The organism is Chitinophaga sp. S165 (assembly GCF_003182155.1).
In the GTDB taxonomy this organism is placed as follows: Bacteria; Bacteroidota; Bacteroidia; order Chitinophagales; family Chitinophagaceae; genus Chitinophaga.
In genome coordinates this window covers 418580-434242 of the sequence record NZ_QGTG01000003.1, presented here as the reverse complement: position 1 = coordinate 434242, position 15663 = coordinate 418580, and the positions used below count along the sequence as shown (strand labels likewise).

General features: G+C 45.8%; 19 protein-coding genes. 6 read left to right on the top strand and 13 right to left on the bottom strand.

Annotation, left to right across the window (positions count from 1 at the left end; translation table 11 throughout):
• Positions 1-63: 63 nt before the first annotated feature.
• From C7475_RS16220 to pdhA, 5 genes are all read right to left on the bottom strand, one after another.
• Positions 64-474 (bottom strand): EVE domain-containing protein, encoded by a 411-nt coding sequence (locus tag C7475_RS16220; RefSeq protein ID WP_110054430.1) that lies wholly within the window; start codon positions 472-474, stop codon positions 64-66.
• 32 nt (positions 475-506) lie between these two features.
• The gene (locus C7475_RS16215) at positions 507-1226 is read right to left on the bottom strand and encodes a (Fe-S)-binding protein (RefSeq protein ID WP_110054429.1); all 720 of its coding nucleotides are present in this window, start codon (positions 1224-1226) and stop codon (positions 507-509) included.
• Between the two features lie 126 nt (positions 1227-1352).
• Positions 1353-1844: a 6,7-dimethyl-8-ribityllumazine synthase gene (gene ribH / locus C7475_RS16210; RefSeq protein ID WP_110054428.1), complete on the bottom strand. Its 492-nt coding sequence runs from the start codon at positions 1842-1844 to the stop codon at positions 1353-1355.
• A gap of 19 nt (positions 1845-1863) precedes the next feature.
• A complete protein-coding gene (locus tag C7475_RS16205) occupies positions 1864-2568 on the bottom strand; it encodes a tol-pal system YbgF family protein (RefSeq protein ID WP_110054427.1) in 705 nt (234 codons plus the stop codon).
• A gap of 139 nt (positions 2569-2707) precedes the next feature.
• Positions 2708-3718, bottom strand: coding sequence for a pyruvate dehydrogenase (acetyl-transferring) E1 component subunit alpha (gene pdhA, locus C7475_RS16200; protein WP_110054426.1), 1011 nt, complete (start codon positions 3716-3718; stop codon positions 2708-2710).
• A gap of 182 nt (positions 3719-3900) precedes the next feature.
• Between pdhA and C7475_RS16195 the strand changes: the two genes are divergently transcribed.
• Together C7475_RS16195 and C7475_RS16190 are read left to right on the top strand one after the other, a co-directional pair.
• Positions 3901-4983, top strand: a complete 1083-nt coding sequence (locus tag C7475_RS16195; protein WP_110054425.1) for a DNA replication/repair protein RecF — start codon at positions 3901-3903, stop codon at positions 4981-4983.
• Between the two features lie 24 nt (positions 4984-5007).
• A complete protein-coding gene (locus tag C7475_RS16190; protein ID WP_110054424.1) occupies positions 5008-5295 on the top strand; it encodes a DUF721 domain-containing protein in 288 nt (95 codons plus the stop codon).
• 58 nt (positions 5296-5353) lie between these two features.
• Here C7475_RS16190 and C7475_RS16185 read toward each other — a convergent pair whose 3' ends face one another.
• The 6 genes from C7475_RS16185 to C7475_RS16160 form a co-directional block, all read right to left on the bottom strand.
• Positions 5354-5863 carry a DUF4252 domain-containing protein gene (locus C7475_RS16185; RefSeq protein ID WP_110054423.1) on the bottom strand — a complete coding sequence of 170 codons (510 nt, stop codon included), beginning with the start codon at positions 5861-5863 and terminating at the stop codon, positions 5354-5356.
• Between the two features lie 33 nt (positions 5864-5896).
• A complete protein-coding gene (locus tag C7475_RS16180; protein ID WP_110054422.1) occupies positions 5897-6415 on the bottom strand; it encodes a DUF4252 domain-containing protein in 519 nt (172 codons plus the stop codon).
• Positions 6416-6453: 38 nt separating this feature from the next.
• The gene (locus C7475_RS16175) at positions 6454-6954 is read right to left on the bottom strand and encodes a hypothetical protein (RefSeq protein WP_110054421.1); all 501 of its coding nucleotides are present in this window, start codon (positions 6952-6954) and stop codon (positions 6454-6456) included.
• Positions 6944-7459: an RNA polymerase sigma factor gene (locus C7475_RS16170; protein ID WP_110054420.1), complete on the bottom strand. Its 516-nt coding sequence runs from the start codon at positions 7457-7459 to the stop codon at positions 6944-6946. Before C7475_RS16170 ends, C7475_RS16175 begins: the two co-directional genes overlap by 11 nt.
• A 172-nt stretch (positions 7460-7631) precedes the next feature.
• On the bottom strand, positions 7632-8684 hold the full coding sequence (locus tag C7475_RS16165) for an ABC transporter permease (protein ID WP_110054419.1): 1053 nt from the start codon (positions 8682-8684) through the stop codon (positions 7632-7634).
• A gap of 4 nt (positions 8685-8688) precedes the next feature.
• Positions 8689-9780, bottom strand: coding sequence for a BT_3928 family protein (locus tag C7475_RS16160; RefSeq protein WP_110054418.1), 1092 nt, complete (start codon positions 9778-9780; stop codon positions 8689-8691).
• Positions 9781-9864: 84 nt separating this feature from the next.
• Between C7475_RS16160 and folP the strand changes: the two genes are divergently transcribed.
• Positions 9865-10734: a dihydropteroate synthase gene (folP, locus tag C7475_RS16155; protein WP_233259877.1), complete on the top strand. Its 870-nt coding sequence runs from the start codon at positions 9865-9867 to the stop codon at positions 10732-10734.
• A 29-nt stretch (positions 10735-10763) separates the two neighbouring features.
• Positions 10764-11576 carry a diadenylate cyclase CdaA gene (gene cdaA, locus C7475_RS16150; RefSeq protein WP_110054417.1) on the top strand — a complete coding sequence of 271 codons (813 nt, stop codon included), beginning with the start codon at positions 10764-10766 and terminating at the stop codon, positions 11574-11576.
• An 83-nt stretch (positions 11577-11659) separates the two neighbouring features.
• On the opposite strand, the gene C7475_RS16145 is transcribed toward cdaA, so the two are convergent.
• Complete coding sequence (locus tag C7475_RS16145) at positions 11660-12541, bottom strand: FKBP-type peptidyl-prolyl cis-trans isomerase (protein ID WP_110054416.1); 882 nt, start codon at positions 12539-12541, stop codon at positions 11660-11662.
• Positions 12542-12568: 27 nt separating this feature from the next.
• Positions 12569-13573 (bottom strand): bifunctional oligoribonuclease/PAP phosphatase NrnA, encoded by a 1005-nt coding sequence (locus C7475_RS16140; protein ID WP_110054415.1) that lies wholly within the window; start codon positions 13571-13573, stop codon positions 12569-12571.
• Positions 13574-13733: 160 nt separating this feature from the next.
• Between C7475_RS16140 and C7475_RS16135 the strand changes: the two genes are divergently transcribed.
• Positions 13734-14153: a nucleoside-diphosphate kinase gene (locus C7475_RS16135; RefSeq protein ID WP_110054414.1), complete on the top strand. Its 420-nt coding sequence runs from the start codon at positions 13734-13736 to the stop codon at positions 14151-14153.
• An 88-nt stretch (positions 14154-14241) separates the two neighbouring features.
• Positions 14242-15138 carry a site-specific tyrosine recombinase XerD gene (xerD, locus tag C7475_RS16130; RefSeq protein ID WP_110054413.1) on the top strand — a complete coding sequence of 299 codons (897 nt, stop codon included), beginning with the start codon at positions 14242-14244 and terminating at the stop codon, positions 15136-15138.
• The last annotated feature ends 525 nt before the right edge of the window (positions 15139-15663 follow it).

The following is a 15663-nucleotide window of genomic DNA, read 5'->3' as shown; positions in this document are numbered from 1 at the left end:
GAAATCTTTTTAAGGATAAATACTATAACAAGAAGATGCTTCAGGAACTAAATTTCCATAAAATTATTTCATACCTCCCATCTCCATGATGGTCTCATATTCGTCTTCAGTCACTGCACAAACAGAGAGACGGCCCTGACGGATGAGGGAAAGGTTTTCCAGTCTTTTCTCCACTTTCATCTGCGCCAGTGTTACAGGCGTTTTGAAAGGTTTTACCGGTTGCAGGTCTACCACTACCCAGTTAGGATCTGGTGTGGTGGGGTCCTGATAGTGTTCTTTTGCTACTTTGGCAATACCAACTACTTCCAGCCCTTCATTACTGTGATAGAACAATACATGATCTCCTTTCTTCATTCCTTTCAGGTTATTGCGCGCCTGGTAATTGCGCACGCCATCCCAGAAGGTTTTTCCATCCTTTACAAATTGGTCCCACGAGTATTTAAAAGGTTCTGATTTTACAAGCCAGTAGTTCATTTTTCTAATGATTTAAATTCGTCTTATGCTGTTTACCAGCCACTGGCCAGTACGTCAGCAATATGCATCGTTTTAATGTTCAGTTCATGTTTCCTGATATAGCCGTCCAGGTGCATCAGGCAGGAAAGGTCTGTAGAGATCAGATAATCTGCGCCACTGGCAACAGCATTATTCACTTTCTGTTCTCCCATACCGATGGAAATAGGCTCAAACTTCACGGCAAATGTACCCCCAAAGCCACAACAGGTCTCGCAGTCATTCATTTCCTTCAACTCCAGTCCTTTCACTTTTGAAAGCAGATTACGGGGCCCTTCCTTGATACCGCATTCACGCAAAGCACCGCAGGCATCATGATACGTAGCTACACCGTTAAGCGTAGCGCCAATGTCTGTTACATGCAGTACATCTGTAAGGAATTCGGTGAATTCATACAGGTGTTTACGTAGCATTTTCACATCATTGTGTGCGGCCGAATTGTCAAACAGTTTACCGTAGTAATTACGCACAAACCCTGTACATGAGCCACTTGGCGCAACTATATAATCGACGGTATGAAAGTCTTTGATGAATTTGTTGGCGACGGAACGGGCTTCATCCCAATATCCTGCGTTAAAAGCAGGTTGTCCGCAGCAGGTCTGGTTAGTATTGTAATTAACGGTACATCCCAGCTTTTCCAGCACCTTCACCATATTGAAGCCTGTTTCCGGGAACAGCTGATCTACGAAGCATGGAATAAAAAGCTGTACGTTCATTGAGTTAGTCTTTAGTTATAAGCTGCAGTTTTGGTAGCTGCAGGCAACAGGAATAAAGGCATACCGGCTGAAACTATAGCGACAATGAACATCACACGTAACTAATATGGGGCTTAGCTGTTATGCTTACAATTGACGCATCATAGATATCATTTTCAGAGCGGTGATAGCGGCTTCTTCCCCTTTATGGCCATGTATGCCTCCCAGTCTTTCTTCCGCCTGCTGCATATTGTCGACAGTCAGGATACCGAAGATAACGGGTACCGGTAATTCCAGGTTTAATTGCATTATCCCTTCCGTTACACCTTTACAAACATAGTCAAAATGCGGGGTTTCTCCTCTTATCACGCATCCAAAAGCAATAATAGCGCCAGGTTGTCTGGATGTACCCTGGGTACGCTCCCAATACTGTTTGCACGCGAACGGCAGTTCAAATGCGCCGGGTACTATTACTTTGGAGACCTTAGATATGTTGTATTGTGCCAGCGACCTGTCACAACCAGCAACCAGTTCGTTGATCACCGTATCATTCCATTCGGTATATACAATAACAACACTGGCATCCTCTAAATTGAGAATGCCAGCATCGTTCAATAAGCTTTGATTATGTATTGACATGACCTGATTAAAATATCAATTAATTCTTCACTTCACCCAGGCGTGCCAGGTACTTATCCATTTCACGGCCTTCGTTGGTCTGTGGATATTTCTCGCGGATTTCTTTGTAAACAGCAATAGCGTCAGCAGGTTTATTTGCTTTTTCCAGTGCCAGACCTGCGCGGAACAGGTAAGTAGGACCAGTCAGCTCGTTGTTGCTGTGGTGGCCTGCTTTTTTGTAAAATTCGATACCTTCTTCAGTTTTGCCCAGTTCCATGTAAGCATCGCCGGTTAAACCGTAAGCCATTGCCTGTACGAGCTGGTCGCCGCTGTTAAAGTCTGTCAGCATATCTACGCCCTTCTGGAATTCACCCAGTTTCACGTAGCTAACGCCGGCATAATATTTTGCTAATTCGCCTGTTTTGGTGCTGCCGTATTTATCAATTACCTGCAGGAATCCGTAATAGTTACCGTCTCCATTTAATGCAACACGGAAAGAATCCTTTTCGAAATACTGCTGTGCATGGAATACCATGTCCTGCGCCTTCTTCTCGTTAGGACCTTTATAGAATTTGTTGTAGGCAAAACTACCGCCCACTACCACCACTACTACGAGCAGGGCTATGATAATGCTGTTCTTATTCTTGTTAAAGAAATCTTCCGCCCTGTGGAAAGAGTCTTCCAACTGGAATTCTTTAGACACGGGAGTATTTTCAGCTGCGGTCTTATTTTTTGTCTCGGTCATTGTAAATGTGATCGTTAAATTGTTATTTCTTATTACGGTACAGGTACGGCTGTTGTAAAATTCCCGCAAATATAAAAAAGGTTAGCGAATCTACCCGTTTATATTAAACGGCCGGGATCGCTAACCTTCCACATATTACTTAGTCAACAATGAATGGGTAATCTTCCTGAACATAAACGTCTTTCAGCAATTCATCATCAGAAGGCCATGGAGACTCTTCAGCGAATTGTACGCAATGTTCAACTTCCTGTTTCACCTTTTCGTTGATAGCTTCGATTTCTGCTTCCGTTGCCCATTTGTTCTTCTGGATAGTAGCGAGTACCTGGTTGATAGGATCTTTGTCCTTATACTCTTCTACTTCCTCTTTGGTACGGTATTTAGCCGGATCACTCATAGAGTGGCCACGGTAACGGTAAGTCTTGATTTCCAGTAAGGTCGGACCTTCACCGGCGCGTGCACGTTTTACGGCTCTTTCTACGCCTTCGTGTACAGCTTCAGCGCTCATACCATCGATAGTAGCACTAGGCATATCGTAGGCGTTCGCTAACTTATAGATATCCAGTACGTTGGAAGTACGTTCTACTGAAGTACCCATCGCGTACATGTTGTTTTCGCAAATGAAGATCACCGGCAGTTTCCACAGCATGGCCATATTGAATGTCTCATGCAGCATACCCTGACGGGCAGCACCATCACCGAAGAAGCAAAGCGCTACGCTGTCAGTACCTTTATACTGCTCAGCAAATGCCAGCCCTGCACCTGTACCGATCTGTGCACCCACGATACCGTGACCGCCGAAGAAACCTTTATCAGGAGCAAAGAAGTGCATACTACCGCCTTTACCCTTGGAACAACCTGTAGCTTTACCGTACAGTTCTGCCATACACTCGTCAGCAGTCATTCCTTTTGCTATAGCCAGCGCGTGGTCGCGATAGGCAGTGATGAACTTATCGTCCGGTTTAGTTGCAGTCATCGCACCTGCAGCAATTGCTTCCTGTCCAATGTACAGGTGACAAAAACCACGAATCTTCTGCATTCCATACAATTGGCCGGCTTTTTCTTCAAAGCGGCGCAGCCTGAGCATCAATTCATACCAGTACAAATACGTCTCTTTGGTGAATTTCGTCTTTACGTCTGTTTTTGTAGCCACTGTTTCTTAATTTGTCCGCAAATATAACAGGAAAATCCTAAAAACTAAATACTTTGCAACTTTGCAGCAACTTGCCTGGAAATAAAGGGGTTTCCGGAAGGCCTGATTACCAGTCTTTCCACATATTCCGGCGGGTTACGATAAATTTATTTTTAATTCATAACTGATAATCAGAAAGTTAATTGCTGTCGCTCAGAAAGATATCATTAGTTCAGTTTAAAAATTACTCCGGGAAAAGTTTCAACTTTAATAAACGCATTGTCGGCATTACCGGGCGCAACGGCTCCGGTAAGACCAATCTGCTCGATGCTATATATTATATATGCTTCACCAAAAGCTACTTTACCAGCAGCGAAGCACAGAACACCCAGTACCATACCAATGGCTTCCGCCTCGAAGCATTTCTCGATAAGAACGGCCACGAAGACAAGATCGTTTGCACGCTCAAAGACGGTAAAAAAGAAATTGCCCTCAACGACGAGCCTTACGAACGTTTTTCCCGCCATATCGGTCAGTATCCTGCCGTTATGATCGCTCCCGATGATGCTGAGATCATCCTCGGCGGCAGTGAAGAACGCCGCAAATGGCTGGACGCCCTGCTTTGCCAGTTGCATCCCGGTTACCTCGACCATCTTATTACCTACCAGAAAATATTACAGCAGAAAAACAGCCTGCTGAAAACCATGGCTACCCAGGGCGGCAACCAGGATGCCCTGCTGGATGTATTTGACGAACAACTCATACACCACGGCACTCCCGTATTTGAATGGCGCCGCGCCTTCTTACCGGGATTTATTAAAAAGGTGCAGGAACTATACGATTACCTGGCAGGCAAACACGAGATCGTCAATATACAATATCAGTCCCCCCTGCATGATCAGACTTTCACAGCGCTGCTGGCAGCTAACCGCTATAAGGATATGCTCATGCAAAGAACGACCGGCGGCATTCACCGTGACGACCTGCAGTTCCTGCTGGACGATCACGCCATGAAAACAAGTGCTTCACAGGGACAACGTAAGAGTTTCCTTTTTGCATTGAAGCTGGCACAATTTGAAGTGATCAAAGAACATAAAAAATTACCTCCTCTCCTGCTGCTGGATGATGTCTTTGAAAAACTGGACCAGGAAAGAGTAAGCAGGCTTATAAAACTCGTAAGCAGCCCCGCGTACGGGCAAGTCTTCATTACCGATACACACGCTGCAAGAATACAAGATGCGTTCAAAGAAAATGAAGATAGTTTTCAATTAGTAGAAATGCAGTAAAGACTAAATACCTATCTTTGTAGCATGCGCTACGGAATGACGTCAATGGAGGATGCACTAAGAGATTTTATGTCTAAAAGCCGGCTTAAACCCAGGCTGACAGAAGTGCGTATACAGGAGAACTGGGAACAACTGATGGGTAAGACCATCTCCCGTTATACTGAGAACATTCAACTCATTGATAACAAGCTGCACATCACAACAACTGTTGCGCCGCTGAAACAGGAACTGAGTTATTCCAAAGACCGTATCATCAAACTGGTGAATGAAATGCTGGGAGAGATCGTGGTACGGGAAGTGATCATCCGATAATTAAAAACTATTAATAAAAGAGAAAGACCATAACACTGTTGTTATGGTCTTTCTCTTTTTAGTTCTTTGCGAATCCTTTTACCAGCATGTTCACATCTTTCATCTGAAGGGTCGTACGCAGGTTCACCATTACGAAGTCACTCTCATCCTGCACCAGTATCACCACATGCCCCAGTTCATCTTCCTTCCCCCGGTTCAGTAAATGCACGAGGCTGTTCCCTTCCCGCACTTCTAACAGTGGCTCAAAGTGATCTTTATCTATCAATGTCTGTTTTAAACGCTGCATGTCTGCAATATCCACAGCCGGACGCTCATCACCTGATATCGTATAAACCTTTACCTTCTGCACTTTTGATAGCAAATGCTTCAAAGGCACACTGTCTTCTTTCATTGCGCTGGCGGGTACTATCCAGCTGGCAAGTTTCAGCGGCACTCTGCCTACGCCAATTCTAAAAGTGAATGCATCTCCACGGTGCTCACGGTAAAATTTACGGAGCGCCTTCTTCTGGGCCATCGCAGGACTTACGGCCAGCATCAGCAATACTATAAGGATGGAATAATACTTCATTTTTAAAGCGATTAAAACGTGGTGATAATTAAGTTATTTCTTCAGGTTCTTGAGCTTGTCAAAACCTTCTATATTCATATTCGACGCCAGCTGACTGATCTCCGCAAGATCTATATCCCCTACAAGGCTCATGGCCAGGAATTCCTGGTCGCTACCCACCAGCATGATCAGTTCTGCAATGTTCCCCTTAGCGTTCTCTTTCACCATAAAACGAAGGTCGTCTTTCCCGTCGCGGACAGTCATCAGCTCCTCAAACTCTTTACTGAGCATTGAAGATGCTTCTTTAAATAACAGATTACCTCCTTTAGTGTTTTCTTTCGCCAGAATACGCAGTCCCTTGATCTTTTTTACGATCGCCAGGAATTGTTTTCCTTCGCCGGAATTAATGTCCAGTTTACTGAACATGCTAAACATCTTGGGTGTGACACTTATCAGTGTGAAGCTCTGATCGCTCTCATATTTTTCGAAAAAGCGGTCAATTCCACTTCCCTGCTGGGCAAAAAGTTGCGTGCTGATAACTGCAAGCAGCAACAGTATTAAAAAGCGTTTCATGAGTTTTTTTTTATAAAACTGATTTTGAATGGTCTTCTTTAATTTGCCTTGATCTTCTCCGTAGCCTCGTTGAAGTAAGACAGTTTTTGCATCTGTGCTGTGCCTTTGTTCAGGTTGCGGGATAGCAGCGCCAATGCTTTCTGTGTGACAGCGAATGCTTTTTCAGGATCATCAAAAGTGTCCTGCTCTGATAAAGCTGCTGTTATGCGGTCATGCCTGGTTTCGGCTTGTCTGGCGGCATAACCTATACCCACTGCTACCAGGATCATGGCGGCATACTTCATCCAGTGTTGCCATACCAGCTGTTTTATCGGCCTTTCAGGCATCCGGGCAACGGGTATCTCTATATCAGGGAATACAGGCATTGGCACGTCTGCCTCCGCTGAGAAATAGCTGAACAATGGTTGCGCTTCTTTCAGGTCCGCAGGCAAGTCAGCCCGATCGCTGCTGAAAAAACTGCGCAATATTGCCTCTTCCTCCAACGTAGAGGTACCATCCCAATAGCGGTCCAGCAATTCCCTGATCTTGTTAAACTCCATACACTTGCAGTTTTTGTAGTTGTTCACGTACCGTTTTTCTTGCACGGTGAAGGTTGATCTTCACTTCACTCAATTCAATGACCAGTATATCTGCTATCTCCTGATAGCTATACCCGTCAATATCCCTCAATTGCATAATAGTACGGTATTTTTCCGGCAGTCCCGCAATGACACGGTGCACCCTGTTCATTACGTCCTGTTGTTCGGCAGCGGTATGTGGATTAGGCTGATGTTGCGCCGGCACATCACCTGCCTTATCCAGTTCCTCTGCCCTCCGGTACTTCCTTGACTTCAGTTTGTCCAGCGCCAGGTTTCGAACGATCCGCATACACCAGGCCTCCATGTTCTGCAGATCGTTCATCCGCTCTTGCTGCTGCCATACTTTCATCAGGGCGTCCTGCGTTATGTCCATCGCGTCTTCCTCATTTCCGAGCAGCCTGTAGGCAAAGCGATACAGCTTTTGCCTGACGGGAACTACCTGGGAGAGAAATATCGTTAAAGACATAAATAACAGATTCCTTGTTCTAAGTTACTAATTCCCTGTACCACTTCTTCTCTCCTCTCCCATCCGGATGCTACAGGGGGTTTATACAAAGAAGACGACCCACAAAATGCTTTGTTACAAAAAAAGTGAAGATTTTTATATAAAAGGGGGTAATCTATTTAAAATGAGCTACTTACAATTTTATCCGGGGATCTATGAGCGTATACAGAACATCCGCCAGCAGATTAATGATCACGAAAATACCTGCCGTAAATAATACAGATCCCATCAGTACCGGGAAATCGAACTTCTCCAGTGCATCTACCGTTACCTTGCCAATGCCTTTCCATCCGAAGATATATTCCACGAAAAACGCCCCTGCCAGCAACTCGGCAAACCAGCCGGTAATAGCCGTCACTACCGGGTTCAACGCATTCCGTAATGCATGTTTGAATACCACCAGCCGCCCGGGCAGGCCCTTCGCATAAGCCGTGCGGATATAATCCTGGTGCAGTACGTCCAGCATCGCGCTGCGTGTTAACTGTACGATGATGGCCAGCGGACGGATACCCAGCGTAATGGCGGGCAATACCAGGTTCCGTAAACTTAATGTCCTTCCGGCAAATGGATCTATCTCAAACAAGCTGCCCGTCATATGCAGCCCGGTATAGTCGCTCAGTACAAAGCCGAACATGTAAGCCACCACAATACCAGTAAAAAAAGAAGGCGCGGAAATGCCCACCACACTGGCAAAAACAGCACCTGTGTCCATCCAGGTATTTTGTTTTACTGCGGATACTATGCCTAGTAGTATACCGGCCACCGTCGCAAACAGCATAGCGGCAATTGCCAATACCAGCGTACCTGGCAGCGCTTCTGTCAGTATCTCCCATACGTCTTTCTTACCCTGATAAGAGCGGCGCAGATAAGGCGTTTTCAGTACCAGTAGCTTCCCGCCCGATAAACGGGTCAGGGTCAGGTAATTCAGAGAGGCCTCCGCATCCTGCTGAGTATGTACACTCAGCGGGGAGAGATCATTTAAATATAAAAGGAACTGCACCGGTAATGTTTTATCCAGGTGCAGTTCCTTTCTAACATTTTCAAGCGATGTCACATCTGCGCGTTGCCCCATTGTTAAGCGGGCCGGATCTCCCGGTAATACGTTGAACAGGAAGAATACAAGGAGTACGACTCCCAACAACACCAGTACGCCATAACCGAGTTTACGCAGCAGAAATCTGAACATGCATTTATGGTATATCGTTATAATGCCATTTGCCCTTTACAGTGCCTTTTTCCAGCAGGATCAGGCAGGGATTGCTTCTTCCGGCAGTCTTAATAGCCGTACCATCCATCTGTAAGAAGGGAAACTGTAAGCCATGTGCTGCGGAGAAAGCCAAAATTTCCTCTTTGCTGGAAGCTGTAACACCGTAAATGTAGATCTTACCCGCTTTCATCTGTTCCTGCAGGGCATGCATTTTTGCATCCCAGCCTTCACCTGCTTCCTTCACATTCTTCACGAGGAACAAGTATACAGGCGTTGGCTCAGAGAGGATAGCCTGGGTCTGATCACCGCCACCATTCGGGTCGGTTAAAATGAAATCCTTCACAGGCGCTTCTCCTACCGCTTCCTTCACCAGTTTATCCTTACGGTCTACAAATACCCACGTGCTATCTGACCATGGATAGTTCTCTGGCGTAAATTCTTTCTCTTCTCCGTCCTTTTTATAGATCAGCACCGTTTCATATTCTGCCGGACGTGCTCCCGGAGGCAGTTTCATTTTCTCAGGGAGGTTATTACCTACCTTATATCCAAGACAATCTACAAAAGGCAGGTGCGATAATGTATACCACTGTATACCGGCCGCAAATACTACAGACAGCAACACCAGCACTGCTGTCAGCTTCTTACCGAACAATGGCTGTATGCGTTTCCGGTAGATGAAGATGATCAATATCATCACCAGTAATATCACATCTTTCCAGAATGTCTCTGTTGCAGTTAGTTTGATACAGTCGCCAAAACATCCGCATTCCCTGATCTCTCCGCTGTACAGGGCATATCCTGTCAGGAAAGTAAAGAAAGCGATCATGATCAGCAGCAGCGTGGACGTTAAACGCATGCTGTACCCTAACAGTAAAGCCGCGCCCAGCGCGATCTCCAGGGTATTCATCACCAGGGAGTACGTCAGTGACAATGGAGAAAGGAATGTCAGGTGCAACACCTCGAAAAACTCCTCCATTTTATAACTGAGTCCCAGGGGATCATTTGCTTTGATCAGACCTGAGAATATGAATAGCACGCCGACGATAATTCTTAATAGGTTCAGGAGCAGTTTCATGGATAACTATTTTTAGTGGTGCTCATATACTTACTTGCAGATCACCACATTATTCTATTTTTGTCTGGCAAAATAATCAATAAAATGCAAATGGATATCATGGAAGGGAAGAACGGCGAATATACAGGCACGATCAACTGTCAGGGCTCTTTACTGGATTTGTCCAAACCAGTTGTAATGGGCATCATCAACATCACGGAAGATTCATTCTTTGCAGGCAGCAGAACGCAGCATATTGATCTCATTCTTCAGAGAGCGGCGCAGCACCTCGAAGAAGGTGCACAGATCCTGGACATAGGCGCACAGAGTACCCGTCCGGGAGCTATTGCCGTCGGACCGGATACAGAACTTGAACGTTTACTACCGGCAGTCCGTACACTGAAGGAGCACTATCCCCAAGCCATCATCTCTATCGATACATACTACGCGAATGTAGCAGAACAGACTATACATGCGGGCGCAGCCATCATCAATGATATCAGTGCCGGCGATATGGATAAGGATATGATCCCTACCGCCGGCCGCCTGCAGGTCCCTTATATCGCCATGCATATGAAAGGTACGCCGGCCGATATGCAGCAACGCCCCGACTATGAAGATGTAACACAGGAAGTGCTGGATTATTTTATCCGCAAACGGGCCGAATGCCTGCAGGCGGGTATCAAAGACATTATCATCGATCCCGGTTTCGGTTTTGGAAAGACCATCGCCCACAACTATACGCTGCTGAAAAAGCTCCATGTGTTCCATATGCTCGATTGCCCACTGCTAATAGGTATTTCGAGGAAATCGATGATCTATAAATTACTTGATATTACGCCCGCAGAAGCGCTGAACGGTACAACGATCCTGCATACACTGGCTTTGCAACAGGGCGCCCGCATTTTGCGTGTACATGACGTGAAAGCCGCTGTGGAAGCGGTAAAGATCACGCAGTACATGAATGCGCGCTAGCTAATAAATATTCGTTATTTTTACGATCTATGGAGAACTTGTTTAGTTTTTACGGTTATCGTTTCCACTGGTTGAATATACTGGACCTGGCGATCGTGATCTTCCTGGTAGTACAGCTGTACCGCCTGTTGAAAGGTAGCCTGGCCTTTAATATCTTCGTAGGGCTGCTGATCATATACCTTGCTTATTTCGTGGTACAGTACCTGCACATGCCGATCCTTTCCACATTGCTGCAAAGTTTTATCAACGTCGGATTAATTGCTATCATTATCATCTTCCAGCCCGAGATACGGAAGTTCCTGCTGGTATTGGGAAAGAAAGCACCACTCAGTAAAGACAGCTTCTTTACCAAGTTGTTCTTACCCGATAAATTCAAAAGTTATAAAGAGGAAGAGAATATCATCAACGAAGTGATCACAGCAGTCGCCCGTATGGCAGGAAGCCGCACAGGTGCGCTGATCGTGATCGCGAACACTTACCGTGTGAAGTTTGATACTGCATCCAGTATTGCTATTGACAGCAACATCAACGCTAAATTGCTTGAAAGCATCTTCTGTAAGGGAAGCCCGTTGCATGACGGCGCTCTCATCATTGTAGGTAATAAAATACTGGCGGCTAAAGTGATATTGCCGGTGTCAGAGAACCCGAACCTTCCTACCCGTATCGGTTTACGTCACCGTTCGGCAGTGGGTATTACGGAGCATAGTGACAACCTGGCTATCATTGTTTCAGAGGAAAGAGGTACTATCTCTTATGCGCAGGATGGCGACCTGATACAGGACATTTCACTGGAAGAACTGAAAGTAAAGATGTATGAGGTGATGGTGGACGGATATGCCTGAGGAAGTCTTTAACACAACAACATATAAAAGAAAAACGGCCGTTCTGATGAAACGGCCGTTTTTTATTATCGGTAAGTTCTTAATTATTTACCTGGTTGCAGTGCGGTAGGTGCAGCTGGAGCTTCAGGAGCGCCTGCTTTCACATCTATCAGCTGAACGTCGAATGCCAGTACAGAGTTACCTGGAATAGCAGGAGGACTACCCTGTAAACCGTAAGCTAAAGTAGAAGGAATGATCAGGGTTGCTTTGCTTCCTTTTTTCAGGGCAGCGATACCAGCATCCCAACCTTTGATCACGAAACCGCGACCGATAGGGAATTTGATAGGCTCGAGCTTCATACCCGGTCTCAGTGTAGAATCCAGGCTGGAGTCAAATACCTTACCATCCAGCAGTTTACCGGTGTAGTGTACATAAACGGTATCACCAGCTTTAGGCTGAGCACCGGTACCTTCTTCAGAAACAGATACATAAACGCCTTCAGCTGTTGGAGTAGCTTTCAGCTTGTTCTTATCCAGGTATTCTTTGATGATCTTTTCGTCTTTCGCTTTCTGTTCTGCAGAAGCGTATTTACCTACTACAATGAAAGTCACATTCAGCTTATCGCCTTTCTTACCGAAAGGTGGATGAGGTTCTGGTAAGCTATCAATAGGAATAGAGAATGTTGCGCTATCGCCTTCTTTCAGCATTGCCAGACCGTCCATCAGATCGTATTTGTTCACGGACTTGGAGATAACGAAAGGTACGGGACCTCCGGCCATTTTACGTGATTCTACAAGTACGGAATCGTTCAGACTTTGGATGATGTTCAGCAGTACAGTGTCACCCAGCTTCAGCTGCGCACCACTTCCTGACTTATGAACAACGAAATCTACGCCACCGGGAGTTTTTTTTGCTCCACCACCGGCGCCGCAGCTGGCCAGAAAGAGGCCTAATGCTGCAACTAACAACTGTTTGTTCTTTTTCATTTGACTGTATTAGTAGGATTGAATAACTTATTGTAACTGTTCCTCGTTTTCCTTAATGGCTTCTATGAAGTGCTCTATGGTTTTATCAAGCGATTCGGCGCTATGTCCGCCGGCAGCATGGAAATGGCCGCCACCGTCGAAGTACTTTCTGGCGAACGTGTTCACGTCAAAATCACCTTTGGAACGGAAGGATAGTTTTATTTCCGCATGGCGGTCTATGATCAGCGCTGCCAGTTTGATACCCTGAATAGAGAGCAGGAAGTTCACCACTCCTTCAGTATCGCCGGTTTGCAGGTCAAAACGCTTCAGGTCCGTGTACGGAATAGCGATCATCGCCGTGTTATATTCGTAATACACCTCCATACGGTTCAGCAGGCTATGGCCGAGGAAACGCAGTCGGTTTTCAAGGAAATTATCGTAGATCGCAGAGTGGATGATCTCATGTTTAAGACCGCGGTCAAACAGATCGGCCACCATACGGTGTACTCTGGCGGAAGTAGACGTAAAACGGAAGGAACCGGTATCAGTCATGGTACCCGCATAGATACACTGGGCCATATCTTCATTGATCAGTTGCTCGTCTCCCAGTTTATATATGATCTCATATATCAGCTGGGCGGTGGAAGCCGCTGTAGTATCGCTGATACCATAATCAAAAACAGGCTGAGGCTCCAGGTGATGGTCTACCAGGATCTTTGTACAGGCCATCTGTGTCAGATATGGCTCCATACTCTTTGTACGGTACAATGCATTGAAGTCCAGGCAGAACAACAATTCGACCCCGTCCAGCGCCTTGAGCGCCTTTTCCTGCATGGATTCAAAATCAATTACTTCCTTCGCACCAGGCATCCATATCAGGAAATCCGGGAAATTGGTAGGGGAAATAACGGTTACATCATGACCTTTCTGTCTGAGATAATGGTATAAGGCCAGTGATGAGCCCATTGCGTCGGCATCTGGTTTCTGATGCATTGTGATCACCACTCTTTTAGGGGTCTCCAGCAAGGGCTTAATTTCCTCTATCCTCTTCATTCTTAACCTTTAAGTATGCAGGCATGCCTGCTTTGATATTAACAATAAAATATAACCGTTTCTGCCAAAAAAATGAAGTGCGAAGTTCTCTTTTTTTTCATCACTAAACAAATTCTGGTTACATTTGCGCGCAAAATTAGTTAATTAGGAATCTAAATATATGGCTAACAACAGAACTTTTACAATGATTAAGCCGGATGCCGTTGAAAATGGGCACATCGGTGGTATTCTGAACAAAATTAACGCTGCCGGTTTCCGTATCGTAGCAATGAAACAGACCCGTCTTTCTGCAGAGAAAGCTGGTGAGTTTTATGCTGTGCATAAAGAAAGACCTTTCTACGGCGAACTGGTAGAATTCATGAGCAGCGGTCACATTGTGGCAGCTATCCTGGAAAAAGCCAATGCTGTGGAAGATTTCCGTAAACTGATCGGTGCTACCAACCCTGCGAATGCAGAACCAGGTACTATCCGTAAAGAATATGCTGAATCTATCGGCCGTAACGCCGTTCACGGTTCTGACTCTGACGAGAACGCAGAGATCGAAGGTAACTTCTTCTTCTCCGGTCTGGAAAAATTCTAATTGTGCAGGTCCGGTAGTTAATACCGGTCGAAGATATAAAAGGCCTTCCCTTCACCCGGGAGGGCCTTTTTTCGTTAAATTGCCGCCCATGTGGGATATTTACCTGAAAGGATTCAAAGCTTATCTCCAACTGGAGCGTTCCCTGTCTGCCAATTCGATCGAGGCCTATATCCGCGACGTGGAAAAGCTGGTGCAGTACCTCCAGTCTGCCGGCCAGCAGTTCCCCCCCGACCAGGTCACATTGGCTGAATTACAGGCCTGTGTACAATGGATCGCTAACCTGGGCATGAGCGCCACTTCCCAGGCCAGGATCATTTCCGGTATCAAGGCCTTTTACAAGTACCTTTTGCTGGAGGATATCATCCGCCAGGACCCTACCCAGCTAATTGAAGCGCCTAAAACACGCCGGCAGCTACCGGATGTGCTCAGCTTTGATGAAATAGAACAGATCATTGCCCAGGTAAAAGCAGGCACCCCGGAAGGACAACGGAACCGGGCTATCCTGGAAACTATGTACAGCTGTGGCCTGCGTGTCAGTGAAGTGATCAGTCTGAAGATCTCCCAGTTACATTTTGATGCAGGGTTCATCCGCGTAGTGGGTAAGGGCGATAAAGAGCGCCTGGTGCCCATCGGACCGGATGCTATCAAGTATATCAATATCTACAAAGATGAGATACGGGTGCATGTACCCGTAAAAAAAGGCCATGAAGATATCCTTTTCCTTAACCGTCGGGGCAGTGCATTAACCCGGGTGATGATCTTCCTTGTCATCAAAGACCTTACTACCGCAGCGGGCATCAACAAACAGGTGTCTCCCCATACCTTCCGGCATTCGTTTGCCACCCATCTTGTAGAAGGCGGCGCCGACCTCCGTGCCGTCCAGGAAATGCTCGGCCATGAGAGTATTACCACGACCGAGATCTATACCCACCTTGACAGGGAATTTTTAAGAGATACCCTGCAACGGTTCCATCCCCGATTCTGATTCAAACCCCACGGGTTGATTTCATTTTCCCCTTTTTTGACCTGTCCGGTTCACCCTGCCGTTTTCCTTCCAAACATAAAAAAATGGTCCTAAACTAAACAGATTATGCATTATAGAAATGCGTTAATACCTTATTTACAAAATGTAACAAAATAACTATTTTATACTGTCCCAGCAAAGCTGTTACCATAGCCTGTTCTCAGAGATGTCCCATATATGTCCCATATATAACCCATATATAACCCATATATATCCCATATTTAAGAGGTATGGGATATATATGGGTTATATATGGCTCGAATATGGGTTACAGATGAGTTATTTTAGGAAACTTTTCCTGTTAGCCGCTCTGTTTCAGACTTATCAAAACGGCCGATGGCCCGGATGGAGATGAAACAGCCTGCCTGATAATAGATGATCTATTTACCAGGCAGGCTGTTTCATTACTGCATAGTTCCTCCTATTATTACCGTATTGTTAAGTCCTTTTTTATGATAGTTGGGCCTGTTATCTTGTGTGTCTTAA